This window comes from Pseudomonas sp. ML2-2023-3 (assembly GCF_037055275.1).
Taxonomy (GTDB): Bacteria; Pseudomonadota; Gammaproteobacteria; order Pseudomonadales; family Pseudomonadaceae; genus Aquipseudomonas.
The window spans coordinates 5,259,757-5,283,690 of sequence record NZ_CP146343.1 but is presented as its reverse complement, the minus strand read 5'-3'; the positions used below and the strand labels follow the sequence as shown (position 1 = coordinate 5,283,690).

At 58.7% G+C, this 23,934-nt stretch carries 23 protein-coding genes and 1 pseudogene; 18 read left to right on the top strand and 6 right to left on the bottom strand.

Annotated elements, in window-relative coordinates; genetic code table 11:
* Window positions 1-91 precede the first annotated feature (91 nt).
* From V6P94_RS24390 to V6P94_RS24370, 5 genes are all read left to right on the top strand, one after another.
* A complete protein-coding gene (locus V6P94_RS24390) occupies window positions 92-682 on the top strand; it encodes an NAD(P)H-dependent oxidoreductase (protein WP_133078817.1) in 591 nt (196 codons plus the stop codon).
* A 115-nt stretch (window positions 683-797) separates the two neighbouring features.
* Complete coding sequence (locus V6P94_RS24385; protein WP_326397303.1) at window positions 798-1,718, top strand: LysR family transcriptional regulator; 921 nt, start codon at window positions 798-800, stop codon at window positions 1,716-1,718.
* A gap of 330 nt (window positions 1,719-2,048) precedes the next feature.
* On the top strand, window positions 2,049-2,300 hold the full coding sequence (locus V6P94_RS24380) for a DUF3077 domain-containing protein (RefSeq protein ID WP_133078819.1): 252 nt from the start codon (window positions 2,049-2,051) through the stop codon (window positions 2,298-2,300).
* A gap of 248 nt (window positions 2,301-2,548) precedes the next feature.
* A complete protein-coding gene (gene ggt, locus V6P94_RS24375) occupies window positions 2,549-4,216 on the top strand; it encodes a gamma-glutamyltransferase (protein ID WP_133078820.1) in 1,668 nt (555 codons plus the stop codon).
* 199 nt (window positions 4,217-4,415) lie between these two features.
* Complete coding sequence (locus V6P94_RS24370) at window positions 4,416-5,861, top strand: SulP family inorganic anion transporter (protein WP_133078822.1); 1,446 nt, start codon at window positions 4,416-4,418, stop codon at window positions 5,859-5,861.
* 133 nt (window positions 5,862-5,994) lie between these two features.
* Here V6P94_RS24370 and V6P94_RS24365 read toward each other — a convergent pair whose 3' ends face one another.
* The 3 genes and pseudogenes from V6P94_RS24365 to V6P94_RS25140 all read right to left on the bottom strand — a co-directional run.
* A complete protein-coding gene (locus tag V6P94_RS24365; RefSeq protein WP_133078823.1) occupies window positions 5,995-6,438 on the bottom strand; it encodes a hypothetical protein in 444 nt (147 codons plus the stop codon).
* Window positions 6,439-6,687: 249 nt separating this feature from the next.
* The gene (locus V6P94_RS25145; RefSeq protein ID WP_405046758.1) at window positions 6,688-7,392 is read right to left on the bottom strand and encodes a methyl-accepting chemotaxis protein; all 705 of its coding nucleotides are present in this window, start codon (window positions 7,390-7,392) and stop codon (window positions 6,688-6,690) included.
* Between the two features lie 198 nt (window positions 7,393-7,590).
* Window positions 7,591-8,475 (bottom strand): annotated as a pseudogene (locus V6P94_RS25140) (methyl-accepting chemotaxis protein); the annotation flags it as partial.
* A 504-nt stretch (window positions 8,476-8,979) separates the two neighbouring features.
* Here V6P94_RS25140 and V6P94_RS24355 point away from each other — a divergent pair.
* On the top strand, window positions 8,980-9,702 hold the full coding sequence (locus V6P94_RS24355; RefSeq protein WP_219262369.1) for a histidine phosphatase family protein: 723 nt from the start codon (window positions 8,980-8,982) through the stop codon (window positions 9,700-9,702).
* 51 nt (window positions 9,703-9,753) lie between these two features.
* Here V6P94_RS24355 and V6P94_RS24350 read toward each other — a convergent pair whose 3' ends face one another.
* The 3 genes from V6P94_RS24350 to V6P94_RS24340 form a co-directional block, all read right to left on the bottom strand.
* The gene (locus tag V6P94_RS24350) at window positions 9,754-10,260 is read right to left on the bottom strand and encodes a hypothetical protein (RefSeq protein ID WP_133078825.1); all 507 of its coding nucleotides are present in this window, start codon (window positions 10,258-10,260) and stop codon (window positions 9,754-9,756) included.
* 92 nt (window positions 10,261-10,352) lie between these two features.
* Window positions 10,353-11,813 carry a glycosyltransferase family 39 protein gene (locus V6P94_RS24345; protein WP_133078826.1) on the bottom strand — a complete coding sequence of 487 codons (1,461 nt, stop codon included), beginning with the start codon at window positions 11,811-11,813 and terminating at the stop codon, window positions 10,353-10,355.
* A gap of 198 nt (window positions 11,814-12,011) precedes the next feature.
* Window positions 12,012-13,307: a carbohydrate porin gene (locus V6P94_RS24340; protein ID WP_219262371.1), complete on the bottom strand. Its 1,296-nt coding sequence runs from the start codon at window positions 13,305-13,307 to the stop codon at window positions 12,012-12,014.
* Window positions 13,308-13,484: 177 nt separating this feature from the next.
* Between V6P94_RS24340 and V6P94_RS24335 the strand changes: the two genes are divergently transcribed.
* From V6P94_RS24335 to V6P94_RS24280, 12 genes are all read left to right on the top strand, one after another.
* The gene (locus tag V6P94_RS24335; protein ID WP_219262372.1) at window positions 13,485-14,498 is read left to right on the top strand and encodes an ATP-grasp domain-containing protein; all 1,014 of its coding nucleotides are present in this window, start codon (window positions 13,485-13,487) and stop codon (window positions 14,496-14,498) included.
* Between the two features lie 94 nt (window positions 14,499-14,592).
* Window positions 14,593-15,729 carry a phosphoribosyltransferase domain-containing protein gene (locus V6P94_RS24330; RefSeq protein ID WP_133078829.1) on the top strand — a complete coding sequence of 379 codons (1,137 nt, stop codon included), beginning with the start codon at window positions 14,593-14,595 and terminating at the stop codon, window positions 15,727-15,729.
* Complete coding sequence (locus tag V6P94_RS24325) at window positions 15,719-16,477, top strand: trehalose phosphatase (RefSeq protein WP_133078830.1); 759 nt, start codon at window positions 15,719-15,721, stop codon at window positions 16,475-16,477. The genes V6P94_RS24330 and V6P94_RS24325 overlap by 11 nt, the downstream gene beginning before the upstream one ends.
* A complete protein-coding gene (locus V6P94_RS24320) occupies window positions 16,470-17,564 on the top strand; it encodes a cysteine protease StiP family protein (RefSeq protein WP_133078831.1) in 1,095 nt (364 codons plus the stop codon). Before V6P94_RS24325 ends, V6P94_RS24320 begins: the two co-directional genes overlap by 8 nt.
* Window positions 17,564-18,523, top strand: a complete 960-nt coding sequence (locus V6P94_RS24315; RefSeq protein ID WP_133078832.1) for an HpcH/HpaI aldolase/citrate lyase family protein — start codon at window positions 17,564-17,566, stop codon at window positions 18,521-18,523. The genes V6P94_RS24320 and V6P94_RS24315 overlap by 1 nt, the downstream gene beginning before the upstream one ends.
* Window positions 18,520-19,194, top strand: a complete 675-nt coding sequence (locus tag V6P94_RS24310) for an HAD-IB family hydrolase (protein ID WP_133078833.1) — start codon at window positions 18,520-18,522, stop codon at window positions 19,192-19,194. Before V6P94_RS24315 ends, V6P94_RS24310 begins: the two co-directional genes overlap by 4 nt.
* Before the next feature lie 73 nt (window positions 19,195-19,267).
* Window positions 19,268-19,858 (top strand): TerD family protein, encoded by a 591-nt coding sequence (locus V6P94_RS24305; protein WP_133078834.1) that lies wholly within the window; start codon window positions 19,268-19,270, stop codon window positions 19,856-19,858.
* Window positions 19,855-21,066: a TerD family protein gene (locus tag V6P94_RS24300; RefSeq protein ID WP_338648838.1), complete on the top strand. Its 1,212-nt coding sequence runs from the start codon at window positions 19,855-19,857 to the stop codon at window positions 21,064-21,066. Before V6P94_RS24305 ends, V6P94_RS24300 begins: the two co-directional genes overlap by 4 nt.
* Window positions 21,067-21,132: 66 nt before the next feature.
* On the top strand, window positions 21,133-21,582 hold the full coding sequence (locus V6P94_RS24295) for a tellurite resistance TerB family protein (RefSeq protein ID WP_133078836.1): 450 nt from the start codon (window positions 21,133-21,135) through the stop codon (window positions 21,580-21,582).
* Between the two features lie 7 nt (window positions 21,583-21,589).
* Window positions 21,590-22,636, top strand: a complete 1,047-nt coding sequence (locus V6P94_RS24290; protein WP_133078837.1) for a TerC/Alx family metal homeostasis membrane protein — start codon at window positions 21,590-21,592, stop codon at window positions 22,634-22,636.
* A gap of 26 nt (window positions 22,637-22,662) precedes the next feature.
* Window positions 22,663-23,238: a TerD family protein gene (locus tag V6P94_RS24285; protein WP_133078838.1), complete on the top strand. Its 576-nt coding sequence runs from the start codon at window positions 22,663-22,665 to the stop codon at window positions 23,236-23,238.
* Window positions 23,239-23,277: 39 nt separating this feature from the next.
* The gene (locus V6P94_RS24280; RefSeq protein ID WP_133078839.1) at window positions 23,278-23,856 is read left to right on the top strand and encodes a TerD family protein; all 579 of its coding nucleotides are present in this window, start codon (window positions 23,278-23,280) and stop codon (window positions 23,854-23,856) included.
* Window positions 23,857-23,934 lie beyond the last annotated feature (78 nt).

Sequence of the window (23,934 nt, the reverse complement as noted above, 5' to 3'; positions counted from 1 at the left end):
CTTGAGCAAGCGCATCGATATTCTGCCGACATGATTTTTAACCCCCCTGTCGCTCAACAGCGCTGAGGGTTTACCCCCCTGGAGGCTGATGATGAAAAAAATACTCTTGCTTAACGGCGCCAAAAAATTTGCCCACTCCGATGGTCGCTACAACCTGACCATGCACGACACCGCGCTGGCGTTTTTTGACCGCCAGGGCTTTGAAGTCAAAGTGACCCACATCGACGAAGGCTACGACATCGCTGAAGAGGTTGAAAAATACCTGTGGGCTGACGTGATCATCTATCAAATGCCGGGCTGGTGGATGGGTGCGCCCTGGATCGTCAAGAAGTACATCGATGAAGTGTTTACCCAAGGCCACGGCAAGCTCTACGCCAGTGACGGTCGTACCCGTTCCGACGCTTCTCAGCGTTACGGCAGCGGCGGCCTGATTCACGGCAAAAAATACATGTTGTCCCTGACCTGGAACGCCCCGCAGCAAGCGTTCGATGATCCGGCGGACTTTTTCGAAGGCAAAGGCGTGGACGCGGTGTACTTCCCGTTCCATAAAGCCAATGAATTCCTGGGCATGACCGGCCTGCCGACCTTCTTGTGTGTCGACGTGATGAAGCGTCCGCAACCCGAAATCGACGCCGCGCGTTATGAACAGCACCTGAGCGAGGTGTTCGGTCTCAAGGCATAACGACGCCAGGGTGGGAGCGGGCTTGCTCGCGATGCAGGCGACGCGGTTGTTCAGACCAACCGCGGTGATACCATCGCGAGCAAGCCCGCTCCCACACGTAGATAAGGTCGCCCGCGTGAAAGCCAGATCCGATGAGCTGCAAATTTTTGTCTCGGTCATCGAGTGCGGCTCGATTTCTGCCGCTGCCGAGCAAGCCGGGCAAACGCCGTCCGCCGTCAGCCGCACGCTTTCAAGGCTGGAAGCCAAGCTCGGCACCACGCTGATCAACCGCACCACGCGGCGCATGGACCTGACCGAGGAGGGCAAGTTTTTCTTCGAGCGGGCCAAGCTGATCCTTGAACAGATGGACGAGCTGGAAGAGCGCCTCATCTCGCACCAGCGCACGCCCTCGGGACGGTTGCGCATCAATGCAGCCGCGCCTTTTGTGCTGCACGCCATCGTGCCGTTTATCCCCGAATTCCGTGTGCTGTACCCCGAAATCCAGCTCGAACTCAACAGCAACGACCTGATCATCGACTTGCTGGAGCAAAGCACCGACATCGCCATTCGTATCGGCACCCTGGCCGACTCCACCTTGCACGCCCGTTCCCTGGGGTGCAGCCCGCTGAACATCCTGGCCAGCCCCGACTACCTTGCCCGTTACGGCGTCCCTACCCGCGTGGCGGACCTGGCCAACCACACCCTGATCGGCTTTACCCAAAACGATGGCCTCAATCAGTGGCCGCTACGTTATGCACAGGGTGATCGCTGGCCCATCCAGCCGGCCATCAGCGCCTCGAGCGGTGAAACCGTGCGCCATCTGGCGCTGCAAGGGCAGGGCATTGCGTGCCTGTCGCACTTCATGACCCATGAAGACATTACCCACGGGCGCTTGCACGTCGTGCTGGGCGAGTTCAACAGCGGCTACCGCCAACCGATCAACGCCGTGTACTACCGCAACTCACAACTGGCGCTGCGCATTCAGTGCTTTCTGGACTTTATCCAGGCCAAGCTCGCCAGCTACGCGATCTGCGACAAGCCCACAGGGCTTGAGTGAAGTTCCTACACATAAAGCAACGTCTGCACCTGCTGCGTCGCTTTATATTGAGGGACGATTCCTAGAGAATCCTGACCGTCTTGTGGCGTTGCACATGGGTGGATAGTCTCGCCGGGTCGCTGATTTCAGTGACCGGTTTTGACAGACCGTCCAAATATAATTTCAGCGCTTTACATGTTTCTCAATGTTATGGCGGCTGTGTGCGGGGCACGTTCAAGTGCGCCGAGTTTTTGGGATTTTCTCGGTCTGTCAACCCGCATGCAGCTGCCACCCCTACCGATTGACAGCGGGACAGAGGCAGCTTTTTTCAGACTGCATTGGAATCCCTCCATGAAAAAAATTGTTCCCGATCCTCCGCTGTTCACCTGCGCCCACCAGGGCACTTCGCTGTTTGCCATCAACCCCGGCGTACCTGTTCAGGAAGCGCTCAAACATGCCTCGTTGCTGCTCAAAGGCGCAGAACTGACCGCCGACGACATCCGCTCCCACCTCAGCGGTTTTGAGGCCGAGCAGTTGTGGTGCGTGATTCACGGCGTCGAACTGGCCCGTGGTCTGGTGGATGCACTGATCACCGAAACCTGACACATCCCTGTAGTCGCTGACGAGGAACGAAGGCTGCGATCGGCGTGATGCGGTACTGCGACGCAGTGGTCGCAAAATCAGGCCCTGGTGTTTGCCAATGATTGCTGCGCAACCGTACGCAGCCTCGCTACGCTCCTCAGCGGCTACAGAGGTCACACAACCCGCAATTTTGTTTTTTGTTGTTTGAAAATGTTGCCCAAATCAGACAAGGTTTGGCCACAGTTGATAACAATAAAAGGAAGTACCGAATGCGCATTGTGTGGTTCAAAACCCTGGCCTTGACGGCCGCCATCGCTGCCAGTTCCTCGGCTTATGCCGTTACCCTGGAGGGCGGGGCTGTCGCTGCACCGGACCAGTACGGTGCCGAAGTGGCCGCGCAGATTCTCAAAAAAGGCGGCAATGCGGTCGACGCTGCCGTGGCAACCGCCTTCACCCTGGCCGTGACGTACCCCGAAGCCGGTAACATCGGCGGCGGCGGTTTCATGACGATGTACATCGATGGCAAACCCTATTTCCTCGACTATCGCGAGACGGCGCCCAAAGCCGCCACCCGCGACATGTACCTCAACGAAAAAGGCGAGATCATCGAGAACCTGAGCCTGGTCGGTTCCCGTGCCGCTGGCGTGCCGGGTACGGTGATGGGCTTGTGGGAAGCGCATCAGCGCTTCGGTAAATTGCCGTGGGCCGAACTGCTGACCCCGGCCGTGGGTTACGCTAAAAACGGTTTCAAGGTGGCCGACCAGCAATACCAGTACCGCGAAGATGCGCTGGCGCTGTTCAAGGGCACCACCAACTTCGGTGATTACTTTGGCAGCATGAAGCCCGGCGAAACCTTCAAGCAGCCTGAGCTGGCCGAGACCCTGGAACGCATCGCCGATCAGGGCGCCAAAGAGTTCTATCATGGCAAGACCGCTGACCTGCTGGTCGCGCAAATGCAGAAGGACAAAGGCCTGATCACCAAGGAAGACCTGAACGAATACAAGGTCAACTGGCGTGAACCGATGCGCGTCGATTTCCGCGGCAACACCCTGTACACCGCGCCGCTGCCAAGCTCGGGCGGTATCGCGCTGGCCCAACTGATCGGCATCAAAGAAGACCGTGCAGCGGACTTCAAAGGCGTTGAGCTGAACTCCGCGCCGTATATCCACCTGCTGGCCGAGATCGAAAAACGCGTGTTTGCCGACCGTGCCGACTACCTCGGCGATCCGGCCTTCGGCAAGATGCCGGTGGCTGAACTGACCGACCCGGCCTACATCGCCAAGCGTGCGAAAGAAGTCAATCCGAAGGCTATTTCCGAGACTGCCAAGGTCAAGCCGGGCCTTGAACCGCACCAGACCACGCACTTCTCCATCGTCGACAAGCAGGGTAATGCGGTCAGCAATACCTACACCCTGAACTGGGACTACGGCAGTGGCGTTGTGGTCAAAGGCGCGGGCTTTTTGCTGAACGACGAAATGGATGACTTCAGCTCCAAGCCGGGGGTGGCCAACGCGTTTGGTGTGGTGGGCGGCAATGCCAATGCCATCGAGCCGGGCAAGCGCATGTTGTCTTCCATGAGCCCAAGCCTGGTGACACGCGATGGAGAAGTCACGCTGGTACTCGGCACACCGGGTGGTTCGCGGATCTTCACCTCGATTTTCCAGGTGCTGAACAACATTTACGACTACGACTTGCCACTGGAGAAAGCCGTGGCTGCACAGCGCGTGCATCACCAGTTGCTGCCCAAAGACACGATTTACTTCGACGCCTATGCACCGCTCACCGGCAAGGTGGCTGACGAGCTCAAGGCAATGGGTTACACCCTGGAGGATCAGGGCTGGAACATGGGCGATATCCAGGCGATCCGGGTTAACGGCACCCAGCTTGAAACCGCTTCCGACCCGCGTGGTCGTGGTGTGGGCATGGTTGTGAAGTAAACCCGCAACGCACATACACGCATCACGCTTGTGGGAGCGGGCTTGCTCGCGATGGCCACACCTCGGTGAACCAGAATGACCGAGGTGTCTGCATCGCGAGCAAGCCCGCTCCCACAATTTCTTTTTAGCCCCTGCAATTTGTTACCATCCTTTACTTATTATCCCTTCCGTTTTTCCCGTCCCGACTTTTAGGTAAGCCATGAAATTCTCACGTCTGCGCGCTGATGTCCTGGCCGGGCTCACGACGTCCTTCGCCTTGTTGCCCGAGTGCATCGCGTTCGCGCTGGTTGCCCACCTCAACCCGCTGATGGGCTTGTATGGCGCGTTTATCATCTGCACCCTCACCGCGCTGTTTGGCGGGCGACCGGGCATGGTGTCCGGTGCGGCCGGGTCGATGGCGGTGGTGATCGTCGCGCTGGTGGTGCAACACGGCGTGCAGTATCTGTTGGCCACCGTGCTGTTGAGCGGGCTGATCATGCTGGCGTTCGGTTTGTTCAAGCTCGGCAAGCTGGTGCGCATGGTGCCCCATCCGGTGATGCTGGGTTTCGTCAACGGCCTTGCGATCGTGATTGCCCTGGCGCAACTGGATCACTTCAAGGACGGCGGCACCTGGCTCAGTGGCATGGCGCTGTACATGATGATCGGGCTGGTGGCCGCGACCATGGCTATTGTCTATCTGCTGCCACGCCTGACCCGCGCCGCGCCGCCTGCCCTGGTGGCCATTCTGGGCGTGGGCCTGGCGGTCTATTTTCTGGGCTTGCCGACCCGCACCCTGGGCGATATGGCGCATATTGCTGGCGGTTTGCCGAGCTTCAGCCTGCCGCAGATTCCCTGGACGCTTGAGACCCTGAGCATCATCGCGCCCTACGCAATCGTGATGGCGGTGGTGGGTTTGCTGGAAACCCTGCTGACCCTCAACCTGACCGACGAAATCACCGAGAGCCGTGGCTACCCGGACCGCGAGTGCGTGGCGTTGGGCGCGGCAAACATGGTGTCGGGTGCGTTTGGTGGCATGGGCGGTTGCGCCATGATCGGCCAAACCGTGGTCAACCTCAGCTCCGGCGGCCGTGGTCGGTTGTCGGGTGTGACTGCCGGACTGATGATTTTGCTGTTTGTGTTGTTCCTGTCGCCGTTTATCGAGCGTATCCCGTTGGCGGCGCTGGTGGGCGTGATGTTTGTGGTCTCGCAGCAGACCTTTGCCTGGGCCTCGTTGCGGGTGCTGAACAAGGTGCCGCTCAACGATGTGCTGGTGATCATCGCCGTGACGGTGATTACCGTGTTTACCGACCTGGCGGTGGCGGTGCTGTGCGGGGTGATTATCGCCGCGCTCAATTTTGCCTGGCAGCAGGCGCGTCAGCTGTACGCCGACGCGGATCTGCAAAGCGACGGCAGCAAGCTTTACCGTGTTCATGGCACGTTGTTTTTTGCCTCGACCACGGCCTTTCTCAAGCAGTTCGACCCGGCCAACGATCCGGCTCAGGTGACGCTGGATTGTCGCCACCTGAACTTCATGGATTACTCGGCCATCGCGGCACTGGACACCTTGCGCGAGCGCTATCGCAAGGCGGGCAAGCATCTGCGGGTGCTGCACCTGTCCGAGCGCAGCAAAAAACTGCTCAAGCGGGCGCGTGTGCAGCACGAATGAGCGAAATGCGTACGACACGTTGATGCGTACCGTGCGCTTGTGAAGTGGGTTTCTGGCAATGAAGGTTGCCGGTGTATATAAGCCCGTGTGTTTAATAGCCGTGAACCAAGTTCGCGGCTATTAAAAGGTTTTGTTAGCCAGGCAGTAAGATTTTTACGCTGGCAGTGCAAGTGGGTTTGCTGTTTTGTGATCGATCAAATTCAAACTTTACGTATTGAGTCACTGAACTAGGTGTCCACAGGTAGGTTCGCATTTTCATCGCGTGCTTCAGATTATCTTGCCTGAGGTTCTTGCTGTAACTTCTCCACGGTGTTGGTTTATTAAAATAGCCGTCAACTTCATAAACGCTGAGCTTGGCGGCATGAGCGTTCTGATGCCCTGCAGGCGCTTTGATTTGATAGGCGGTATTGGTGACGTAGACCAGCGGACCTTCCCTTTCTGCATTTAAATAGGCGGTGCCGGTGAACCCGGCAGTCGAGCAGCTGGCTGTGTAGTCTTGAGCAAACGAAGAGGACACCGCAAACAACGTTGCAATGGCAAGAGTAACTTTAAGTGCGGATTTTTTTTGAATTGACATGAGTCTGGGGCCTGTTATTAGTTCGGCCCGAGACTTTAGGTGAGGCGTTAATTGTTCGACTATGCGCACGTTTACATTTGTCGGTAAGGTTTTTCTTAGTTGTTTATAGCCGTAAGTAGTGCGGCACTTTGTCGTGAACCTATGTCCGGGGACGATGAGTAACGTCTCCCGGCAAGTCACTGTTGATGGCGGGCGCCGTTCTTTAAAAGGGGCCGCTGAAGCGGCCCCTCCTGTGTCACGAGTGGGTCATTACACCTTGAAGTGGCTGACCATCTCTTGCAACTGATTGCCCAGACGCGCCAGTTCAACGCTGGACTTGGCCGTCTCATCGCTGGCCGCTGCGGTTTGCTCGGAGACGTCGCGCACGTTGACGATGCTGCGGCTGATTTCTTCGGCGACCGCGCTCTGCTGTTCGGCAGCAGCGGCAATCTGCTGGTTCATCGACTGGATATTCGACACCGTACGGGTGATGCCTTGCAGTGAGGTGCCCGCCTGACGGGTCAGGGTCACGCTGCTGTCGGTCAGGGTGCGGCTGTTGTGCATGACGGTGGCCACGTGCTGCGTGCCACTTTGCAGGGCCGCCACCAGGGTTTGAATTTCTTCGGTGGATTTTTGCGTGCGCTGGGCCAGGCCCCTTACTTCGTCGGCAACCACGGCAAAACCGCGACCCGCATCACCGGCGCGGGCAGCCTCGATGGCGGCGTTGAGGGCCAGCAGATTGGTCTGCTCGGCCACGGCCTTGATCACGTCCATCACGCTGCCGATCTTGTCGCTTTCCTGTTGCAGTACAGCCATGGCTTCGGTCGAGCGACCCACTTCCACGGCCAGGCGCTCGATCTGGTCAATCGCCTGATTGACCACGGTGTCACCTTCGCGAGCTTCGTTGTCGGCGGCTGCGGCCGCTTGGGAGGCTTGCTCGGCATTGCGCGCCACTTCTTGCACAGTGGCGGTCATTTCATGCATGGCGGTGGCCACCTGATCGGTCTCGATCTTCTGGCTGTTGACCCCGGCGCTGGTTTGTTCGGTCACGGCAGACAGCTCTTCGGCCGCGCTGGCGATCTGGCTGACGCCGTCGCGGATACCGCTGATCAACTCGCGCAGGGTGGTGCCCATGCGTGCAATGCCTTGTTGCAGTACGCCCAGCTCATCGCGGCGGGTCACGCGCAGGTTGTGGCTCAGATCGCCACCGGCAATGCGGTCTACCACGGCCAGGGTTTCACGCAGAGGCACAGTGATCTGGCGCGTGATGATCACGGCGGCCGTGATGCCAAACAGCAAGACCAGCAAGGTGGTGATCAATTGCATGCTGTTGGCCGTGGCGCTTTCGATGTCGCGACGTTCCAGCTGGATCTTGTACAGCTCATCGCTGAGGCCAAGGACGCTGGCGCCGTATTCGGTCATGTCTTTGCGCATGGCGATGATGGTGTTGTCGGTGCTGGCATACAGCTCCAGCGCTTGCTGGTACTGCTCCATGGTTTTGCCCAGGGTGCGCAGGGTGTCGCCGGCATTTTCGCCAAAGTGCGAGCTCAGGCGTTCCAGGCTTGCGATGGCGGTGTCCAGTTGCTGGCGTGCGGCCTTTTCGGTCGTGGGGTTGGGTGCAGCAATGTAGGCCCGAACCTGGTAACGCGAGAGCAGGAACTGCTCACGTACTTCGGACACGTTCTGGAACATGGCAAAACGGCTTTCATCGCCGACGGGTATTTGCAGGGCGCGCTTGATCAGGGTTGCGATGGCGTCCTGTGCCAGTACGGCATTGCGGTCCATGTTGGCCCGCGACACGGCGGACTCAACGTAAGCCTTGCGCATCGTGACCAGCGCACGCTCGTAGCGGCCGATGATCTCTTGTTGCTCTTTGAGCAGCTTGAGGTTTTCCGGGCTCAGGAAGGTGCTGATCAGCTCTTTTTGCTGGGCCGAGAACGCATCAATGCTGGCTTGTACATTCTGCGCGGCGGTTTCGTCGCCATCGGTGAGCATGTACTGCAAGCGTGCCACCCGCAGGTTGGTAAACGCCGTGTTGAGCCGCGTGATGTCGCTCATCCAGTTACTGCGATCAATCATCTTGTCGAGGCTGATCCAGTTACAGACGGCCATCACGCAGGTAAGGGTCAGTACCAGGCCAAAGCCCAGGGACAGTTTCAGGTTGACGCTGATATCGCTCAGCCATCTATTCATAAGGTTCTCCAGGAACGCTGCACGCATGATCTAAGTTCGCTGGAGGGAATTATTTTTTTTGACCCAGCCGAGTGTTGTGTTGGAGAGGTATCGGCTGCATTCGTCAGAGCTGAAACGTTTTGTTTTGCACCAGTTCACATAACCTCATATCCATTTGAAGCGTGTGCCTGATCTTCGCTTTTACGCTTTTTTTCACATTCGTTTCACCTGCCTCTGACCTCCATTTTTTTAACCTACTGTTCAGCTAATAGATGCCTAAATTGTGCAAGTCTATTTCTTACAGCAGGGCCGCGATGCGACCCGTTGTCATATTCGAGCGATAGGGTAGGCCGGTGTCTTTCACTGACTGCCGCAGAGGGTATAAGTACCGTGACGTTGAGCCTTGATCTGACCGGGATTAACCGTACGCTGCTACGCCGTGGCCTGGTCCGTTATAAAAATGCGCTGGTGGTGATCGTCGCGAGCGTGATGGCTATTGCGTTGACGCTGACGCTGCTGGCACCTGCGGCCCCGCCTGATCTGGCACAGCCTAGCCATGCCGATCATGTGGTGTTACTGACCGATAGCTGGGCCAAGGGTGATGTGATTGCGGTGGTCCGTCATGGCGAGCGTTGCGACCGTTCCTCGGCGCAGTGCCTGGGCCCGGCAGACGGTGTGACGGTGCGCGGTGAAGCTGCGGTTCAGGCGCTTGGCGCAGACTTCAATCAGTTGGGGCTCAAGAACGCTGACATTTACAGCAGCCTGTTGACCCGTGCGCGGCAAACTGCCAGCGCCATGTTTGTGCACCCGGTTGAGGCACAGGACTGGCTGTTCAACTGCCGGGGCACCATGTTGCGTGATGCCCTCAAGCACAAAGTAGCGGGCCAGAACCTGATTCTGGTGAGCCACAGCGAATGCATGGACCAACTGCTTTTGGACATGCACCTGTCAACGAACACCACGTTTGGCTACGGCTCCACCTTGTTCATCCGGGCCAGTGACGCCCACGGTGAGCCGCAGATGCTGGGCTATATCGAGCCCAAGGACTGGGCGAGCATAGTACCGGTAATGACCGCTAGCAGCCGCCACGGGTTCGAAGCCTCGCAATTCTGACCCCCCTTCAAGCAACACGCAAAGCCCGGACATGTGCCGGGCTTTTTCATGTCATGCGCGGTTCAGCAGGCGGTTCCAGTTTTGCTCGTCGGGTAAAGGCAGGTCGCTGAGTTCCCGTGCCACCACCTGTTCAATATCGCTGGCGCTGAGCACTTTTTCATCGAGCCACGGCCAGGTCGCATCCGCATCCCTGAAGTTGAGCTGACTGTTCAATTGCTGGCAGGCGAGGGCGAGCAGATGCATCAGCCACCACTGGCTTGTGATGTAGGGCTTTTGCTGCGCGGGGATGCGACCCAGCAGGGCTGCCACGTCGGGCAGGTTGGGGCTGGGGGACTCGCTGCTGTGCAGGTTCCAGACAATCGAGCCGTTGTTAGACACATCCTGATTGGCCAGTGCCGGGTCGGTACTGACTTCAATGCTGACCTTCACATGTTGCTGCTCAAGCTGATCAATCAGGTAATTGGCCAGATCAGATGTGCGTAAAAATGCGGTGGCCGTGTTGAAGGCCAGGTGAGCGTCGTAGTCGCTCAGGGTTTTGCTGGAAATACCAATGGTCATGACAGGCTCCTTGACTGGGAATCGCCCAAGGAGCGTAGCCAATACACCGTGATCGGCCACGTCATATGCCGTTCTGTTGCCCGGGATCAAGTTTATGGGGCGGGAGCGGCTTGGCTGACAAAGTAGAAGTGGTGCCGCCCTACACTGACCTCGTCCAGGATGCTCAGGTTCATCCCCGGTACCTCGGGCTTTTCCACCAGGGCGATATGCTCGGGCGATGCACTGAGAAACGCCTGCAGTTCTGCTGTTGAGTTGAGCGTGTGTTGCAATTGCTGGCTGTAAAACACCACGGCACCCAGGCGCTCGTCGGGCCTGAGGAGCGCCACCTGTTTACCGCGGGCTTGCAGATCCATGACGTAGGCCGCCAGAGGCTGGAATGACTCTTCCTTATCGGCAAGGGGTGCCCGGTGCGCTGCCAGCAGGTAGGCGGCTACCAGGCCCGCCAGCAGTGCGGCAGCCAGTGGCCGGTGGTAGTCGCTGAGGAACCTGGCCGTGGCCGACACCGGACTTTTTTTGCGCAGCCAGTCCACAATCACCTGGGCGTATTGCGCGGCAATCACGGCGGCTGCGGGTGCCATCGACATCATGTACACCGCACGCTTGCTGGAGGCGAAGTTGAGCAGCGCAAATTGCGCCACCAGCCACACGCAGAAAAACAGCAGGAACGGATTGCTTCGCAGTTGTTTGCGAAAGTGCCACAGGCCCAGATAAGTCAGCAGGTTCCACGGTAAAAAGGCTTCGGGCAGTTTTCGCAGGTAGTAGTAAAACGGTTCGTAATGCCCGGCCTCGACAAACGACCCACTGAAGCGACCCACGCTGTTGGTCCACAACAGTTCGCTGACCGCCTGCATTCCGCCGCGCTGGTAGAGCACGCACAGCCAGATGAACAGCGGGATTAGCCCGAGCAGAGTCAGCAACCCCGGGCGTAGCCAATTGCGCAGGACGAAGCGTTTCTCTATCAGGCTTTCACACACCAGATAGGTAAAAATCACGATCCCCGGCAGCGCCAGGCCCAACACGCCTTTACTCAGGGTGGCAATGGCAATCCCGGCGGCAAACAACAGCCAGGGGCCCCAGGCAAAACGCAGCTGGCGGCTGGCATAGAAAAACGCCAGCAAGGCCATGGTCACACCCAGAGTGAGCAGCGCATCTTCGCCTACTTGACGGGTGTTACCCCAGAAAATGCCCATCGTTGCCAGCATCGCTGCTGCTGTCCAGGCCAGTGCCGTGGGGCGTGCGAGTTTGCGCAGCATGACGTACAGCAACATCACACAAAACAATCCGGCAAAGGCCGATGCCAGTCGCACGGCGAATAGCTGGGCGCCGAACACGCGGATGGCGCCAGCGTCCAGCCACAGGCTGAGCGGTGGTTTTTCCAGGAAGGGTTCGTTGAGCAGGTGGGGTGTCACCCAGTCGTCGCTCAAGTGCATCTGCATGGCGATACCCGCCACCCTGGACTCGGTCGACCCCTGCAATTGGTGATTGCCCAGTGCAAAGAAGAACAGCACGCAACCGAGCAGTAATAACAGTAGAGCGGGGCGAGTCAGGCGCATTGGGCTACCAGGCAGTCATCGAATGGAATACTGCGCTGGAGTATAGGAGGGGAGTTCTTAACAAATTGTGAAAGCTGGCAGGCCAACCACACATCCCTGTGGGAGCGGGCTTGCTCGCGATGGTATCGCCGCGGTCTGACTGCAAAACCGCCGTGATAGCATCGCGAGCAAGCCCGCTCCCACAATAAACCCAAGCCGTCAGAACGTCGCTTTGACCTGCAATCCCGCGACCAGGGCATTGCTGCGGCTGGCGCCATAGAACGCACCGGGTTCGATGATGTACTGCAGGTCGGGACGCAACAGCAGCCACGGCGTGACTTGTGCGCCATAGTTCAGTTCAAGCAACTGCTCGCCGCTGTCCAGGCTGGCAATCATGTCGGCTTGCTCAGGGCTGCTGGCAGCCGCTTCTTGTACATCCCGTGAGCGCGAGTTGAACACGGCGCGACCATAGGCGAAGGCGATGCTGTCTTTAGGACGGCTGGCAAATGGCTTTTGCTTGACCAGACCCACCGAGTACCAGTGGCTCATCGGCGAGGTCGCGGCATTGCTGCGGGCCGCCTGGCCAAAGGCGCGCAACACGCTTTCGGGGTCTTGCTCGTCACGCCAGATGGCCTGGTCGACCAGCACGTAAGCACCGGTACGGTTGTTGGCTTTTTGCGTGCTGCCAATTTTGCGGGTGTTGGAGGTGTCGTAGTACCAGCCCACTTTGTATTGGCCATTGAGCCAGGCGTCGTGGGTGAAAATCGCCTCCAGCGGCATGATCGCCCCCGTCGTGCCTTTGGTGGTCATGCTGAAGGCTTCCGAGGAGCGGCTGTTGTACTCGGGGTTGACCTGGAAGACAGCGGTTTGCAGGGTCAGTGCCGGGCTTACGGTGTAGCGCAATTCGCCACCCCAGTGACCGGTCGGGTAGTTGGTCCAGCCACTGCCGTTGGACTGGGTCAGCGGGTGTGCGCAAAAACCGGCGTTGACGAAGCTGGTCAGCAACGGCATGCCGCCAAAATCATTGCCCATCGGCATGAAGCCCAGCTTGGTGGTCAGGTCTTCGGAAAACAGGGTGCGCTGGTAGCTGAACTCAGACAGACGGGTGTAGTTGCCGCCAGCGTTTTCCTGGATCGGCAGGCGGTTGCCTACCAGATCTTCAGAGGCGCTGTGGCCGCGACGATCATTGACGGTGATTTGCACCAGGCCAGCATCGGCGGTGCCGAGCAGCTTGCTCAGGTCGAACTGGGCGCCGATACGCACTTGCTGCGAATAACGGGTGCCGTGCTTGATCCCGCCATGCAGGTTGGAAAAGGTTTCGGAGTTGTAGTCACCGGTCAGTTTGACGCCTTTATCCATCAACTTCTGGCGCTCGCCGCCCCAGTCGCCGGTCAGGGTCGAACGGTTCATCAGGTTGTCGGTGGTGTCGGCCAGTACGCAGGCAGGCGTCAGGGCCAGCAATGACAAGCCGCTGCACAAGCTGGTGTTCAGCAGGGCGCGGGAAGAGAAAAACATCTACAGAAGCTCCTTCGAATGAAGTGCCGGCGAACAGGGCGCGACACGATGCCGCACATTATGAACTAGTTGGTTAATAATTTTCATATTTGGTTACACGGGCTCCCCATAATGACTGAGGGCGTCGGTTACACCCTTGCGCTAGACTCCCGCGTTTATCCGTACCAAGGGATGTTCATGATCTGGTTTCTTGAAGGGCAGTCCAGCCAGCGCGACGTGATTGCAGGTGCCCGGGCGGCGCTGCCCGATGACGTGCGGATTTATGCCTCGCACCGACAAAATCGCCCTGAAATTACCGGGTTGGCGGATGTCGCCTGGAGCGAGCCGCAGGACAATCAAGAGCGCATCGACTGGGTGATCGAACAGGCACGGGCCCATCAGATCAAGGTCGTGCTGGCCGGGCGTATCGGGCAGGTTTATGAGGCTCACCGGGCCGCGTTCGAGTCTGCCGGACTGCAATTGGTGACCGGGGCTCTGGATCTGGACACCTTTGAACGGGTGGACGACAAGTCTGCGTTCACTCGCGAGGCCCTGGCAGCAGGGTTGGCGTGTATCCCGGCGATTACCGTGAGCACCCGCGCCGAGTTGCAAGAGGCCTATGCCCAACTCGCCCGTGACGGTCAGGTGTGTGTAAAACCGACTCGCGGCATTTACGGTCAGGGCTTTTGGCGCCTGGCCGATGACGTGGATCCGTTTCGCAGCTTTGCCAACGCCGATGCCCATGAAGTCAACGCCCAGGTATTTGCCCAGGCCTACGGCCAATCAGCTGCCCCCAAGCCGTTGCTGGTCATGCCCTACATGCCCGGCAGCGAGTGTTCGGTGGACATGGTGTGCGAAGCTGGCGAGGTCGTGGCCCATGTCGCACGACGCAAACAGGGCCTGATGCAGACGTTCGAGCGCGAGGGTGCAGCGGTCGGGCTGGCGATCAAGGCGGCGCGGCACTTCAAGTGCGACGGCATCGTCAATGTGCAAACCCGCGATGATGCCGCAGGCCAGCCGCACTTGCTGGAGATCAATCTGCGTTACTCCGGTGGCATTGGCTATACCCGTGAAGCGGGTGTGAATCTGCCCGGGATTTTTGCCGCTCGCCGTCTTGGCATGCCCGTTCCGGGCAGCGTCTGGCGCGAAGATGTTCAGGTCAAGGCGATCACCGTCGTGGTTCCGGTTCGCGGGAATTCGCTGCTGGGTTGAGTTGACTTGTGCGGTAACCATTTTTCGCTTGTTTTAAGTGATCGACTCGCTGATCGTCCCCCACTTTTTAAGTATTTCCAGGTAGTAAATGTTGATGAATAGCGCTAACCCCGTGACCGATCCCAAGGTTTTGCATGCAAACCTCAAGCGCGGTCGTCTGGAGGTACAGGTCAATGCATCGACCTTTGATCCACAGGCACTTTTCGATTTCGCCGAGCGGCGCAATCCAAAACGGGCTTTTTTGTTTGTTTCCCGCGTGCTGGGTCGCCATATCCCGGCCCGTCCCTCACTGATGGCTGAAAGCTTCAATGCACTGGCCAGCAAGATCCCCGCTGACTTGCCCGGCCCTGTGCTGGTGATCGGCATGGCCGAAACGGCCGTCGGTCTGGGGGCAGGCGTACACCGTGCGTTGAGCCAGACACGCAATGACAGCGTGTACCTGTGCAGCAGTCGCCACCCCACGGGCAGCGAGCTGTTTGCCCGCTTTGAAGAAGAGCACAGCCACGCCAGTTCGCACCTGCTGCACCTGCCGCAAGATGCGCGCACCCGCGAAATGATGCTCAGTGCCCGCTCGCTGGTGCTGGTGGACGACGAAGCGTCGACCGGCAATACCTTTATCAACTTGTCCCGGGCGCTGGCTGAAGCGGGACTGGATTCCATCGAGCGGATTGTCACCGCGACCCTGACCGACTGGTCTCAGGATGCGGTGCGCAAGGCAATGGGCGATCACGTCACGAGCGTCTCTTTGCTCGACGGTCGCTACACATTCGCCGAAGATCCTGCCGCAGAACTGCCCGAAATGCCCGAAGTGGGCAGTGTGGCCCAAGGCGACTGGGCCCTCGATCCAGACCGCGACTGGGGCCGCATGGGTGTGCGTGAGCACCTCGATACGCTGGCGCCCGATGTGCAAGTGGCGCCCGGTGAGCGGGTGCTGGTGATTGGCACCAGTGAGTTTGTCTGGCGCCCGTTCCTGCTGGCCGAGCGACTTGAGCGGGCGGGGGCCGATGTGCGCTTCAGCTCCACCAGCCGTTCGCCAATTGCCTTGGGCCATTGCATCGACCATGCGTTGTCGTTCTCTGACAACTACGGCCTGGGCATCCCCAACTTTCTTTATAACGTCGCCCCCGGCCAGTTTGACCGGGTGCTGATTTGCAGCGAAACCCCGGCAGCTGCCGTCGACCCGGCGCTGGTCAGCGCATTGAATGCGCAGGTAATCGTTGATGAGCAGTAATCGCCCTCTGGTGTTCGTTGATCTGGACGACACCCTGTTTCAAACCGCCCGCAAAATGGGCGATGAGCCCCGTTTTGCGGCCACGCTGGACGTGGACGGCCAGCCCAACGGCTTCATGAGCGCCACCCAGAAGAGCTTTGTTGAATGGTTGCTGGCGACCAGCGACGTGGTCCCGGTGACCGCGCGCAGCATCGAAGCCTATCAGCGGGTGCAATTGCCCTTCGTCCACGGTGCGGTCTGTGTCCACGGCGGGGTCATCCTCAACCCGGATGGCTCGCTGGACCTGGATTGGCATGCACGGATGTGCGAGGCGCTGGCACTTGAGCAAACCCGTCTGCACCAGCTGAGCGAGCAAACCCTGGCCATTGGCGCAGAGCTGGGGTTCTCGTTGCGTGGCTGGGTAGTCGAAGAGCAGGGGCTGGCCAACTACGTCGTCACCAAGCACAACAACGAAACCGACGAAGCGCTGCTCATCGTGCTGGCCGAGGTCAGGGCGCGGGGCTTGCTCGACGGGCTGTATGTGCACGGCAATGGCAATAATCTGGCGTTCCTGCCCCAGGCCTTGCAAAAGCGTGAAGCGGTACGCGAGTGGATCCGCCGCGATCAGGCGATCAACGGCAAGCGCCCGTTGTTGGGCTTTGGCGACAGTGTGTCGGACCTGGGCTTTATGGCCGAATGCGACTGGTGGGGCACGCCCAAGCGTGGCCAGCTGGCCAGTCATGTGCTGGCGAGCGTTGACCATGAGTAATGCTTTTGCAGGTCTGGAGACTGTCGGCAGTGGCAGCTATGACGCTGATGACGTGCACTTTTTACTGCGTACCTTGCAGATCGAAGTTACCGACGTGCAGGAAAAAGAGCGGCTGATCCAGACCCGGCAGCGTCATTACTCCGAAATGATCAGCCAGGAACATGCGCCGTCAGACACCCATAAAAGCCTCTATCAGCTGGCCCTGGCACAGAACGGCGCCCGCATGGCGGCTGATGTGCAGGCGCTGGCGCTGGCGTTGAATGAACGCTACAGCGGCCCGACGATTGCGCTGGTGTCGTTTGTGCGGGCCGGTTTGCCGCTGGGTGTGTTGCTGCGCCGGGCGCTGCTCGATCTGGGCCGTGAGGCGGCGCATTACGGGGTCAGCATTATTCGTGACCGTGGAATCGACAACGTCGCACTCGAAGCTATCATCAAGACCCACGGTGCCGAGAACATCGTGTTTGTCGATGGCTGGACCGGCAAGGGCGCGATCAGCGGCCAGATCCGCGACAGCCTGGCCGGGGATTCGCGTTTTCCGCCAGATCCGCGACTGGTGGTCCTGGCCGATCCCTGTGGTCGCGCCTGGCTGGCGGCATCGGCTGAAGACTGGCTGATTCCGTCGGGCATTCTGGGCGCCACGGTGTCGGGGCTGGTTTCCCGTTCCATCTGGCCACAAGACCCGGGCCTGCATGGCTGCGTGGTGTATGACCATTTGGCGGAACACGACGTGACCATGAGTTTTATCCACAGCATCGAAGCCGAGCGTGCGCTGCTTGCCCCCCAGGCGAGTGCGCAACCCTGGACAGCGGAGCAGGCCGCAGCGTTGCAACACTCGGCTGTCGCTGCGGTCGAACGTATCTCGACCCGGTTTGCGGTGACCAACCCCAATCGAGTCAAACCGGGTATCGCCGAGGCAACCCGCGCCGTGATGCGCCGTGTGCCGGACCACGTACTGGTGCGCAACCGTGACGATCAGGACGTGCAATTGCTCCTGCACCTTACGCGCCAGGCCAACATCGAGGTCCAGGAGGTCGGTGATGAATTGGGGCCGTATCGCGCTGTGACCGTAATCAGGAGTGTTCGCTGATGATCAAGCATTCAGCCTATGCCTTGGGCGCCACACTTTATATGCCGGCTACCCGCCCCGACATTCTGGAGGTGGTGCTGGGCGAGAAGATCCAGGGTTTGCGCTCGCTGGTGGTGTGCCTGGAAGACGCTGTGGCCGAAACCGACGTGCAGCAGGGGCTGAACAACCTCAAAAACCTGCTGCTGGGGATCGAAGCGCGAGGCGGTCGTCCGTCCGTCGGTCCTATCCTGTTTGTACGGCCACGGGACGCGGCGATGGCAGCGGTCCTCAATGAATGGTCGCTGATGCGCCATGTTGACGGTTTTGTGGTGCCCAAGCTGAGCCTGGGCAATATCCGCGAGTGGCAGCAGGCGGTGACCCGCGACGACCTGATGCTCATGCCCACCCTGGAAACCCCGGAAGTCTTTGTTCCCGATGCGATGGTTGAGCTGCGCAGCGCCCTGCTGGAACAATTGCCGGGGCGTATTATTGCGTTACGCATTGGTGGTAACGACCTGATGGGCTGCCTGGGGTTGCGCCGTCACCCGGCCATGACCCTTTACAGCACGCCCATGAGCTATGTGATTCCCATGTTGTGCGGGATCATGGGCTCTGCAGGTTTTGCCCTGACCGCACCGGTGTTCGAGCAACTGAATACACCGCACTTGCTGGAGCAAGAGCTGGCGCTGGATATGGCCCACGGGCTTGTGGGTAAAACCGCTATCCACCCGTCGCAAATTGCAGTTATCCACAGGGCGCTGCAAGTCAGCCTTGAAGATCTCAACAGTGCACGCCAAATACTGAGTGAGGCGGCGCCTGCGGTGTTCAAGTTCAACGACGCCATGTGCGAGCCTGCGACCCATTACAAATGGGCGCAAAAAATTATTGAGCGAGCGCATTGGCAGGGGGTTCGCCCCGAAATTGCCAGCTCGTCAGACACTTTTGGAGGCAGCCTTAGATTGGCTGAATTAGTGGGTTGAACGACGTTTTGAATACACCGGTTAAAGGCAAGCAGGTTCTGTCAGCGTTCGATTTCGATGGCACGTTGACCTATCACGACACGTTTGTGCCGTTTTTGCGCTTTGCCTTTGGCAATCGGCTGTTCGCGATGCGCTTGTTCCGGATGATTCCGGCGACTGCGTGCTACCTGCTGGGTAGGATTTCGCGTAATGCGCTTAAAGAAAAGCTCATCGCGGTCTACCTGACAGGTGCCAAAGAGGCGTGGGTAAAAGAGCGCGCAGAAGCATTTTGTGACGTTTCGTGGCAGCGCCTAATGCGGCCTTTGGGCTTAACATCCGTCGCCAACCAGCTGGAGCAGGGCGCCAACGTCACCATTTGCTCGGCGTCCCCTGAATTGGTGCTCGCACCGTTTGCCAAAAAACTCGGTATTGGCCTGATCGGAACGCGGTTGGCGTCAGTCGATGGCGTGCTGACGGGGGATATCGACGGTATCAACTGTCGCTGTGAACAAAAAGTCATCCGGCTGGAGGCGCAATACGGGCCTTTGGACCAATACACATTACGTGCCTGGGGTGACACCGTGGGCGATGAACAGATGCTCGGGGCCGCTCAGGAGCCACATTGGCGCGAATTTCACGCGCTGTGGCGTCGTAAGCGGCCACTTGACGTGTGTTTGCGTGAAGGGCTGTAAGCCAGGCGTAAGCAAAGCGTGTCAATAATCAGCAATTACCTATCGTGCTTGAGTGCAGACAAGGAGACGCTTCATGGCCATTTCGCTGTCCAAGAATCAAACCATTTCTCTCGAGAAAGAAGCTGGAACCGGTCTCAAGAAAATCCGCATGGGCCTGGGCTGGGACCCGGTAAAACCGAGCGGTTTTTTTGCCAAACTGCTGAGCAGTGATGCTGCCATCGACCTGGATGCATCGTGCATCCTGCTCGACAGTGCCAAGCAAGCGCTGGACCTGGTGTGGTTCCGCCAGCTCAAGTCCAACGACGGCTCCATCGTTCACTCCGGCGATAACCGCACGGGTGAGGGCGATGGCGACGACGAATCAATCCTGGTCAACCTGGAGCAGCTGCCGGCCGGGGTCAAGCACCTGGTGTTTACCGTGAACTCGTTCACCGGGCAAAACTTTGAAGCCGTAGAAAACGCCTACTGCCGCATTGTTGATGAGCTGACCGGCAAAGAGCTGGCGCGCTTCAACCTGTCGGACAAAGGTCGTCACACAGGCGTGGTCATGGCGTACATCAGCCGCACAGCTGCTGGCTGGGACCTGACCGCTATCGGCACCGTGGCCAATGGCCGTACCGCACAGGATCTGGCCAGCGATGCGGCCCAGGCGGTGCGTGTATGACGACGTTGACTCCTGGCGCCAATACTGCTGTCGCTGCCGGCAGCCTGAGCGTCACCATCAGCTACACGCCGGTGGCAGGCGCTGATCTGGACGTGTCTGCCTTCCTGCTCAATGAGTCGGGCAAGGTGCGCGGCGACAACGACATGTGCTTCTTCGGCCAGCAAAGCGTCAACAATGGCGCGGTCAAGCTGGTCGAGTCGGCGGCCGGTCGCAGTGTGTTCAGTGTCAATCTGGACGCCATTGATCAGGCCATCGAGAAAGTCGCCCTGACCGCGACCATCTACGAGAACAAGGCCCGGTTCGATGCCTTCCCGCAACTGACCGTATCGGTGAGCGGCGGCATTGAAGCTCCGATCCCGACCCAGGGCATGCAAGAAACCGCGTTGATCCTGGGCGAGTTCTATCGCCGTCAGGGCGCGTGGAAATTCCGCTGCGTGGCCCAGGGCTTTGCCGGTGGTCTGGCGCCTTTGGCTCAGCACTTCGGCGTTGATATTGCTGCTCCTGCTCCTGCTCCTGCTCCAGCACCGGCAGCCGCGCCCACGCCAGTGGCACCGCCACCGCCTGCTCCGGCACCGGCCGCCAAGATCAATCTGTCGAAGATCACGCTCGACAAGCAGCGTCCGTCCATCAGCCTTGAGAAAAAGGACGGTGACTTCGGCGAAATCAAAATCAACCTGAACTGGAACCGTACCAACCCCAATGCAGGTGGCGGTGGCGGCTTTTTCGCCTCGTTGCGCGGCAAGTCGGGTGGTATCGATCTGGACGTGGGTTGCCTGTACGAAATGGACAACGGCCGCAAAGGCGCGGTTCAGGCCCTGGGCAATGCCTTCGGTGATTTCCGTGACGAGCCGTTTATCCAGTTGATGGGCGACGACCGTACCGGCTCTGTGAGCGACGGCGAGTGGTTGCGTATCAACGGCAAGGAGTGGCGCAAGATGCGTCGCGTGCTGGTTTACGCGTTTATCTACGAAGGCGCCCCGAACTGGCAGGCCACAGACGGCGTTATCACCTTGTACATTCCGGGTGAGCCGCCGATCGAAGTGCGCCTGAGCGAAGAGGGTGGCACCAAGGGCATGTGCGCCATCGCCCTGCTGGAAAACGTCGGTGGCAGCGTGAAGGTCAACCGTCGGGTTGAGTTCTTCAAGGGCCATTCCGACATGGATAAAGCGTTCGGCTGGGGCATGCGCTGGGCTGCCGGTTCCAAATGAGCGCTCTGTAAGTGGCCGCCTGATGAAACAGGCGCCGTACCTGCAATTTCTGACAAGGTGACTCCAATGCTCGAATGGCTCAAAACCAACGCCACTGCCGCCCGTGACAAGCTCTCGGCGGAAGTCAGCAAGTTCAAGAACCGTGAGTTCATGGAAGCCGTGGTTTCCGGGTGCGCACTGGTGGCGGCTGCCGATGGCAACATCAGCAGCGACGAAAAACAGAAGATGGTCGGGTTTATTCAAAACTCGAATGAGCTGAAGGCTTTTGACGTTAAAGACGTGATCAAGGCTTTCAACGCCGTCTGCGAAAAATTTGAGTTTGATCAGCAGATCGGTCGCGCCGAGGCGCTGAAGTCGATTGGTCAACTGCGTAAAAAAGAAGATGCCGCCCGCCTGCTGGTGCGTGTTTGCTGCGCAATCGGTAGCGCCGACGGCAACTTCGATGAAAGTGAGCGGGCTGCTTGCCGCATTATCTGCAATGAGCTGGGGTTGAACCCTGGCGATTTTGATCTCTGAGGACATCATGGAAAACACGGCAATTGGCTTTCCGCCAACTACCATCGCTGTATTTGTGGCTCTGGCGGTCATTGCTCTGGCAATCGACCTGTTTACCCACAAAAGCGATAAACCGGTCTCGCTGACCAACGCCGCCGTCTGGTCGGTGTTCTGGGTGCTGATCTCCCTCGCCTTTGCGGGCTACCTGTATTACGCCCACGGCCCAAGCGTGGCCAGCCTGTTCGTGACCGGTTACGCGCTGGAAAAAGTCCTCAGCGTCGACAACCTGTTCGTGTTCATGGCGATCTTTGCCTGGTTCAAGATCCCGGACGCGCTGCGTCACCGTGTTCTGTACTGGGGCATCATCGGCGCCATCGTCTTCCGCCTGATTTTCGTGGCGATCGGTACCGGTCTGCTGGCGTTTGGCCCTTGGGTCGAAGTGCTGTTTGCGGTGGTCGTGGCCTGGACGGCGATCATGATGCTGCGCAGCAAGGAAGAAGATGAGGAGGAGGATTACTCCAAGCACATTGCCTACCGTTTTGCGAAAAAACTGTTCCCGGTTTGGCCAAAGCTGCACGGACATAATTTCTTTGTTTCGCGCACAGAGCTTGAAAAAGAGATCACGAAGCCGCAGAACAAGGGAATGACCCTTGTAGGCAAGGGCGCTCTTTTTGCAACACCACTGTTTTTGTGTGTGGTCGTGGTTGAAGTTTCAGACATTCTGTTTGCCTTCGACTCCGTACCGGCAGTGATTGCCGTGAGCCGTGAACCCCTGATCGTGTACTCGGCCATGATGTTCGCCATTCTGGGCCTGCGGACCATGTACTTCGTTCTCGAAGCGCTGAAACGCTACCTGGTACACCTGGAAAAATCGGTTATCGCGCTGTTGTTCTTTATCGCCGGCAAGCTGGCCCTGAACGCAACCGATCACCTGTTTGGCCACGGCATCAGCATTGATCCAAACACCAGCCTGATAGTGGTGTTGGTGGTATTGGCCATCGGTATTGTGGCCAGCATCATCTTTCCAGGTAAGGAAGAAGAGCAATCCGACGTTAAAAACGACACGAACGCTTGATCGCACATTATTAAGGAGAATTACACATGGCACTTTCCCTTTCCAAAGGCGGCAACCTGTCCCTCTCCAAAGAAGCTCCGGGGATGACTAAAGTCCTCGTGGGTCTGGGCTGGGATGCTCGTTCCACCGATGGTCAAGACTTCGACCTGGATGCGAGCGCTTTCTTGCTCAAGGCTGACGGTAAAGTCCGCGCTGACTCCGATTTCATTTTTTACAACCAGCTCAAAAGCGTTGACGGCTCGGTTGAGCACACGGGCGACAACCGTACCGGTGAAGGCGACGGCGATGACGAGGCGATCAAGGTCGACCTGTCCAAAGTGCCTGCTGACATCGACCGTATCGCGTTCACCGTGACCATTCACGAAGCCGATGCCCGCAGGCAGAACTTCGGTCAGGTGCGCAATGCGTTCATCCGCATTGTGAACCAGGACAACAACAACGAAGTGGCGCGTTATGACCTGGCTGAAGACGCCAGCACCGAAACCGCGATGATCTTTGCCGAGCTGTATCGCAATGGCGCCGAGTGGAAATTCCGCGCTGTGGGTCAAGGTTTTGCCGGCGGCCTCAAGCCATTGGCTGAAAGCTACGGTCTGAAATTCTAATCTGCACCCCATCAACTTTTCATATAAGGGTTCACGAACATGGCAGTAAGTCTGAGTAAAGGCGGCAACGTTTCCCTGACCAAAGAAGCTCCGGGCCTGACCGAAGTGATTGTGGGCCTGGGTTGGGATCCGCGTGTGACTGATGGCCAGGAGTTCGACCTGGACGCCTCGGTGTTCATTGTTGGCGAGAGCGGCAAAGTGCTGAACGACGGCAGCTTTGTGTTCTACAACAACAAGACTTCGCCGGACGGCAACGTTGTGCACCAGGGCGACAACCGCTCGGGCGCTGGCGATGGCGACGACGAACAAGTGAACGTCAACCTGGCGGGTCTGTCGCAAGAAGCCAAGAAACTGGCTTTCGCGGTCACCATCCACGACGCTGATGGCCGTAAACAAAGCTTTGGCCAGGTTTCGAACGCCTACATCCGCGTTCTGAACAAGGCAGACGGCAAAGAGCTGGCACGCTTTGACCTGAGCGAAGACGCTTCGACCGAAACCGCGATGGTATTCGGCGAGCTGTATCGCAATGGCGAAGAGTGGAAGTTCAAGGCTATCGGCCAGGGTTTTGCGGGTGGCCTGGCGCCATTGGCTTCGAACTTTGGCGTTAACCTGGGCTAAACCCCGGCGTTAAACAAAAGGCCCTCCCCGGTTTCGGGGAGGGCCTTTTTTTTGTGGGTCTGTCCACCACCTGTGGGA

Excerpts from the sequence above, each read along its gene's own strand:
- V6P94_RS24290 (WP_133078837.1), top strand. The coding sequence starts at position 21,590 with ATGGAAAACACGGCAATTGGCTTTCCGCCAACTACCATCGCTGTATTT.
- V6P94_RS24320 (WP_133078831.1), top strand. The coding sequence starts at position 16,470 with ATGAGTAATGCTTTTGCAGGTCTGGAGACTGTCGGCAGTGGCAGCTAT.
- V6P94_RS24340 (WP_219262371.1), bottom strand. The coding sequence starts at position 13,307 with ATGTTTTTCTCTTCCCGCGCCCTGCTGAACACCAGCTTGTGCAGCGGC.
- V6P94_RS24350 (WP_133078825.1), bottom strand. The coding sequence starts at position 10,260 with ATGACCATTGGTATTTCCAGCAAAACCCTGAGCGACTACGACGCTCAC.
- V6P94_RS24365 (WP_133078823.1), bottom strand. The coding sequence starts at position 6,438 with ATGTCAATTCAAAAAAAATCCGCACTTAAAGTTACTCTTGCCATTGCA.
- V6P94_RS24280 (WP_133078839.1), top strand. The coding sequence starts at position 23,278 with ATGGCAGTAAGTCTGAGTAAAGGCGGCAACGTTTCCCTGACCAAAGAA.
- V6P94_RS24300 (WP_338648838.1), top strand. The coding sequence starts at position 19,855 with ATGACGACGTTGACTCCTGGCGCCAATACTGCTGTCGCTGCCGGCAGC.
- V6P94_RS24370 (WP_133078822.1), top strand. The coding sequence starts at position 4,416 with ATGAAATTCTCACGTCTGCGCGCTGATGTCCTGGCCGGGCTCACGACG.
- V6P94_RS25145 (WP_405046758.1), bottom strand. The coding sequence starts at position 7,392 with ATGACCGCCACTGTGCAAGAAGTGGCGCGCAATGCCGAGCAAGCCTCC.
- V6P94_RS24390 (WP_133078817.1), top strand. The coding sequence starts at position 92 with ATGAAAAAAATACTCTTGCTTAACGGCGCCAAAAAATTTGCCCACTCC.
- V6P94_RS24335 (WP_219262372.1), top strand. The coding sequence starts at position 13,485 with ATGATCTGGTTTCTTGAAGGGCAGTCCAGCCAGCGCGACGTGATTGCA.
- V6P94_RS24285 (WP_133078838.1), top strand. The coding sequence starts at position 22,663 with ATGGCACTTTCCCTTTCCAAAGGCGGCAACCTGTCCCTCTCCAAAGAA.
- ggt (WP_133078820.1), top strand. The coding sequence starts at position 2,549 with ATGCGCATTGTGTGGTTCAAAACCCTGGCCTTGACGGCCGCCATCGCT.
- V6P94_RS24305 (WP_133078834.1), top strand. The coding sequence starts at position 19,268 with ATGGCCATTTCGCTGTCCAAGAATCAAACCATTTCTCTCGAGAAAGAA.
- V6P94_RS24345 (WP_133078826.1), bottom strand. The coding sequence starts at position 11,813 with ATGCGCCTGACTCGCCCCGCTCTACTGTTATTACTGCTCGGTTGCGTG.
- V6P94_RS24380 (WP_133078819.1), top strand. The coding sequence starts at position 2,049 with ATGAAAAAAATTGTTCCCGATCCTCCGCTGTTCACCTGCGCCCACCAG.
- V6P94_RS24295 (WP_133078836.1), top strand. The coding sequence starts at position 21,133 with ATGCTCGAATGGCTCAAAACCAACGCCACTGCCGCCCGTGACAAGCTC.
- V6P94_RS24330 (WP_133078829.1), top strand. The coding sequence starts at position 14,593 with ATGAATAGCGCTAACCCCGTGACCGATCCCAAGGTTTTGCATGCAAAC.
- V6P94_RS24325 (WP_133078830.1), top strand. The coding sequence starts at position 15,719 with ATGAGCAGTAATCGCCCTCTGGTGTTCGTTGATCTGGACGACACCCTG.
- V6P94_RS24315 (WP_133078832.1), top strand. The coding sequence starts at position 17,564 with ATGATCAAGCATTCAGCCTATGCCTTGGGCGCCACACTTTATATGCCG.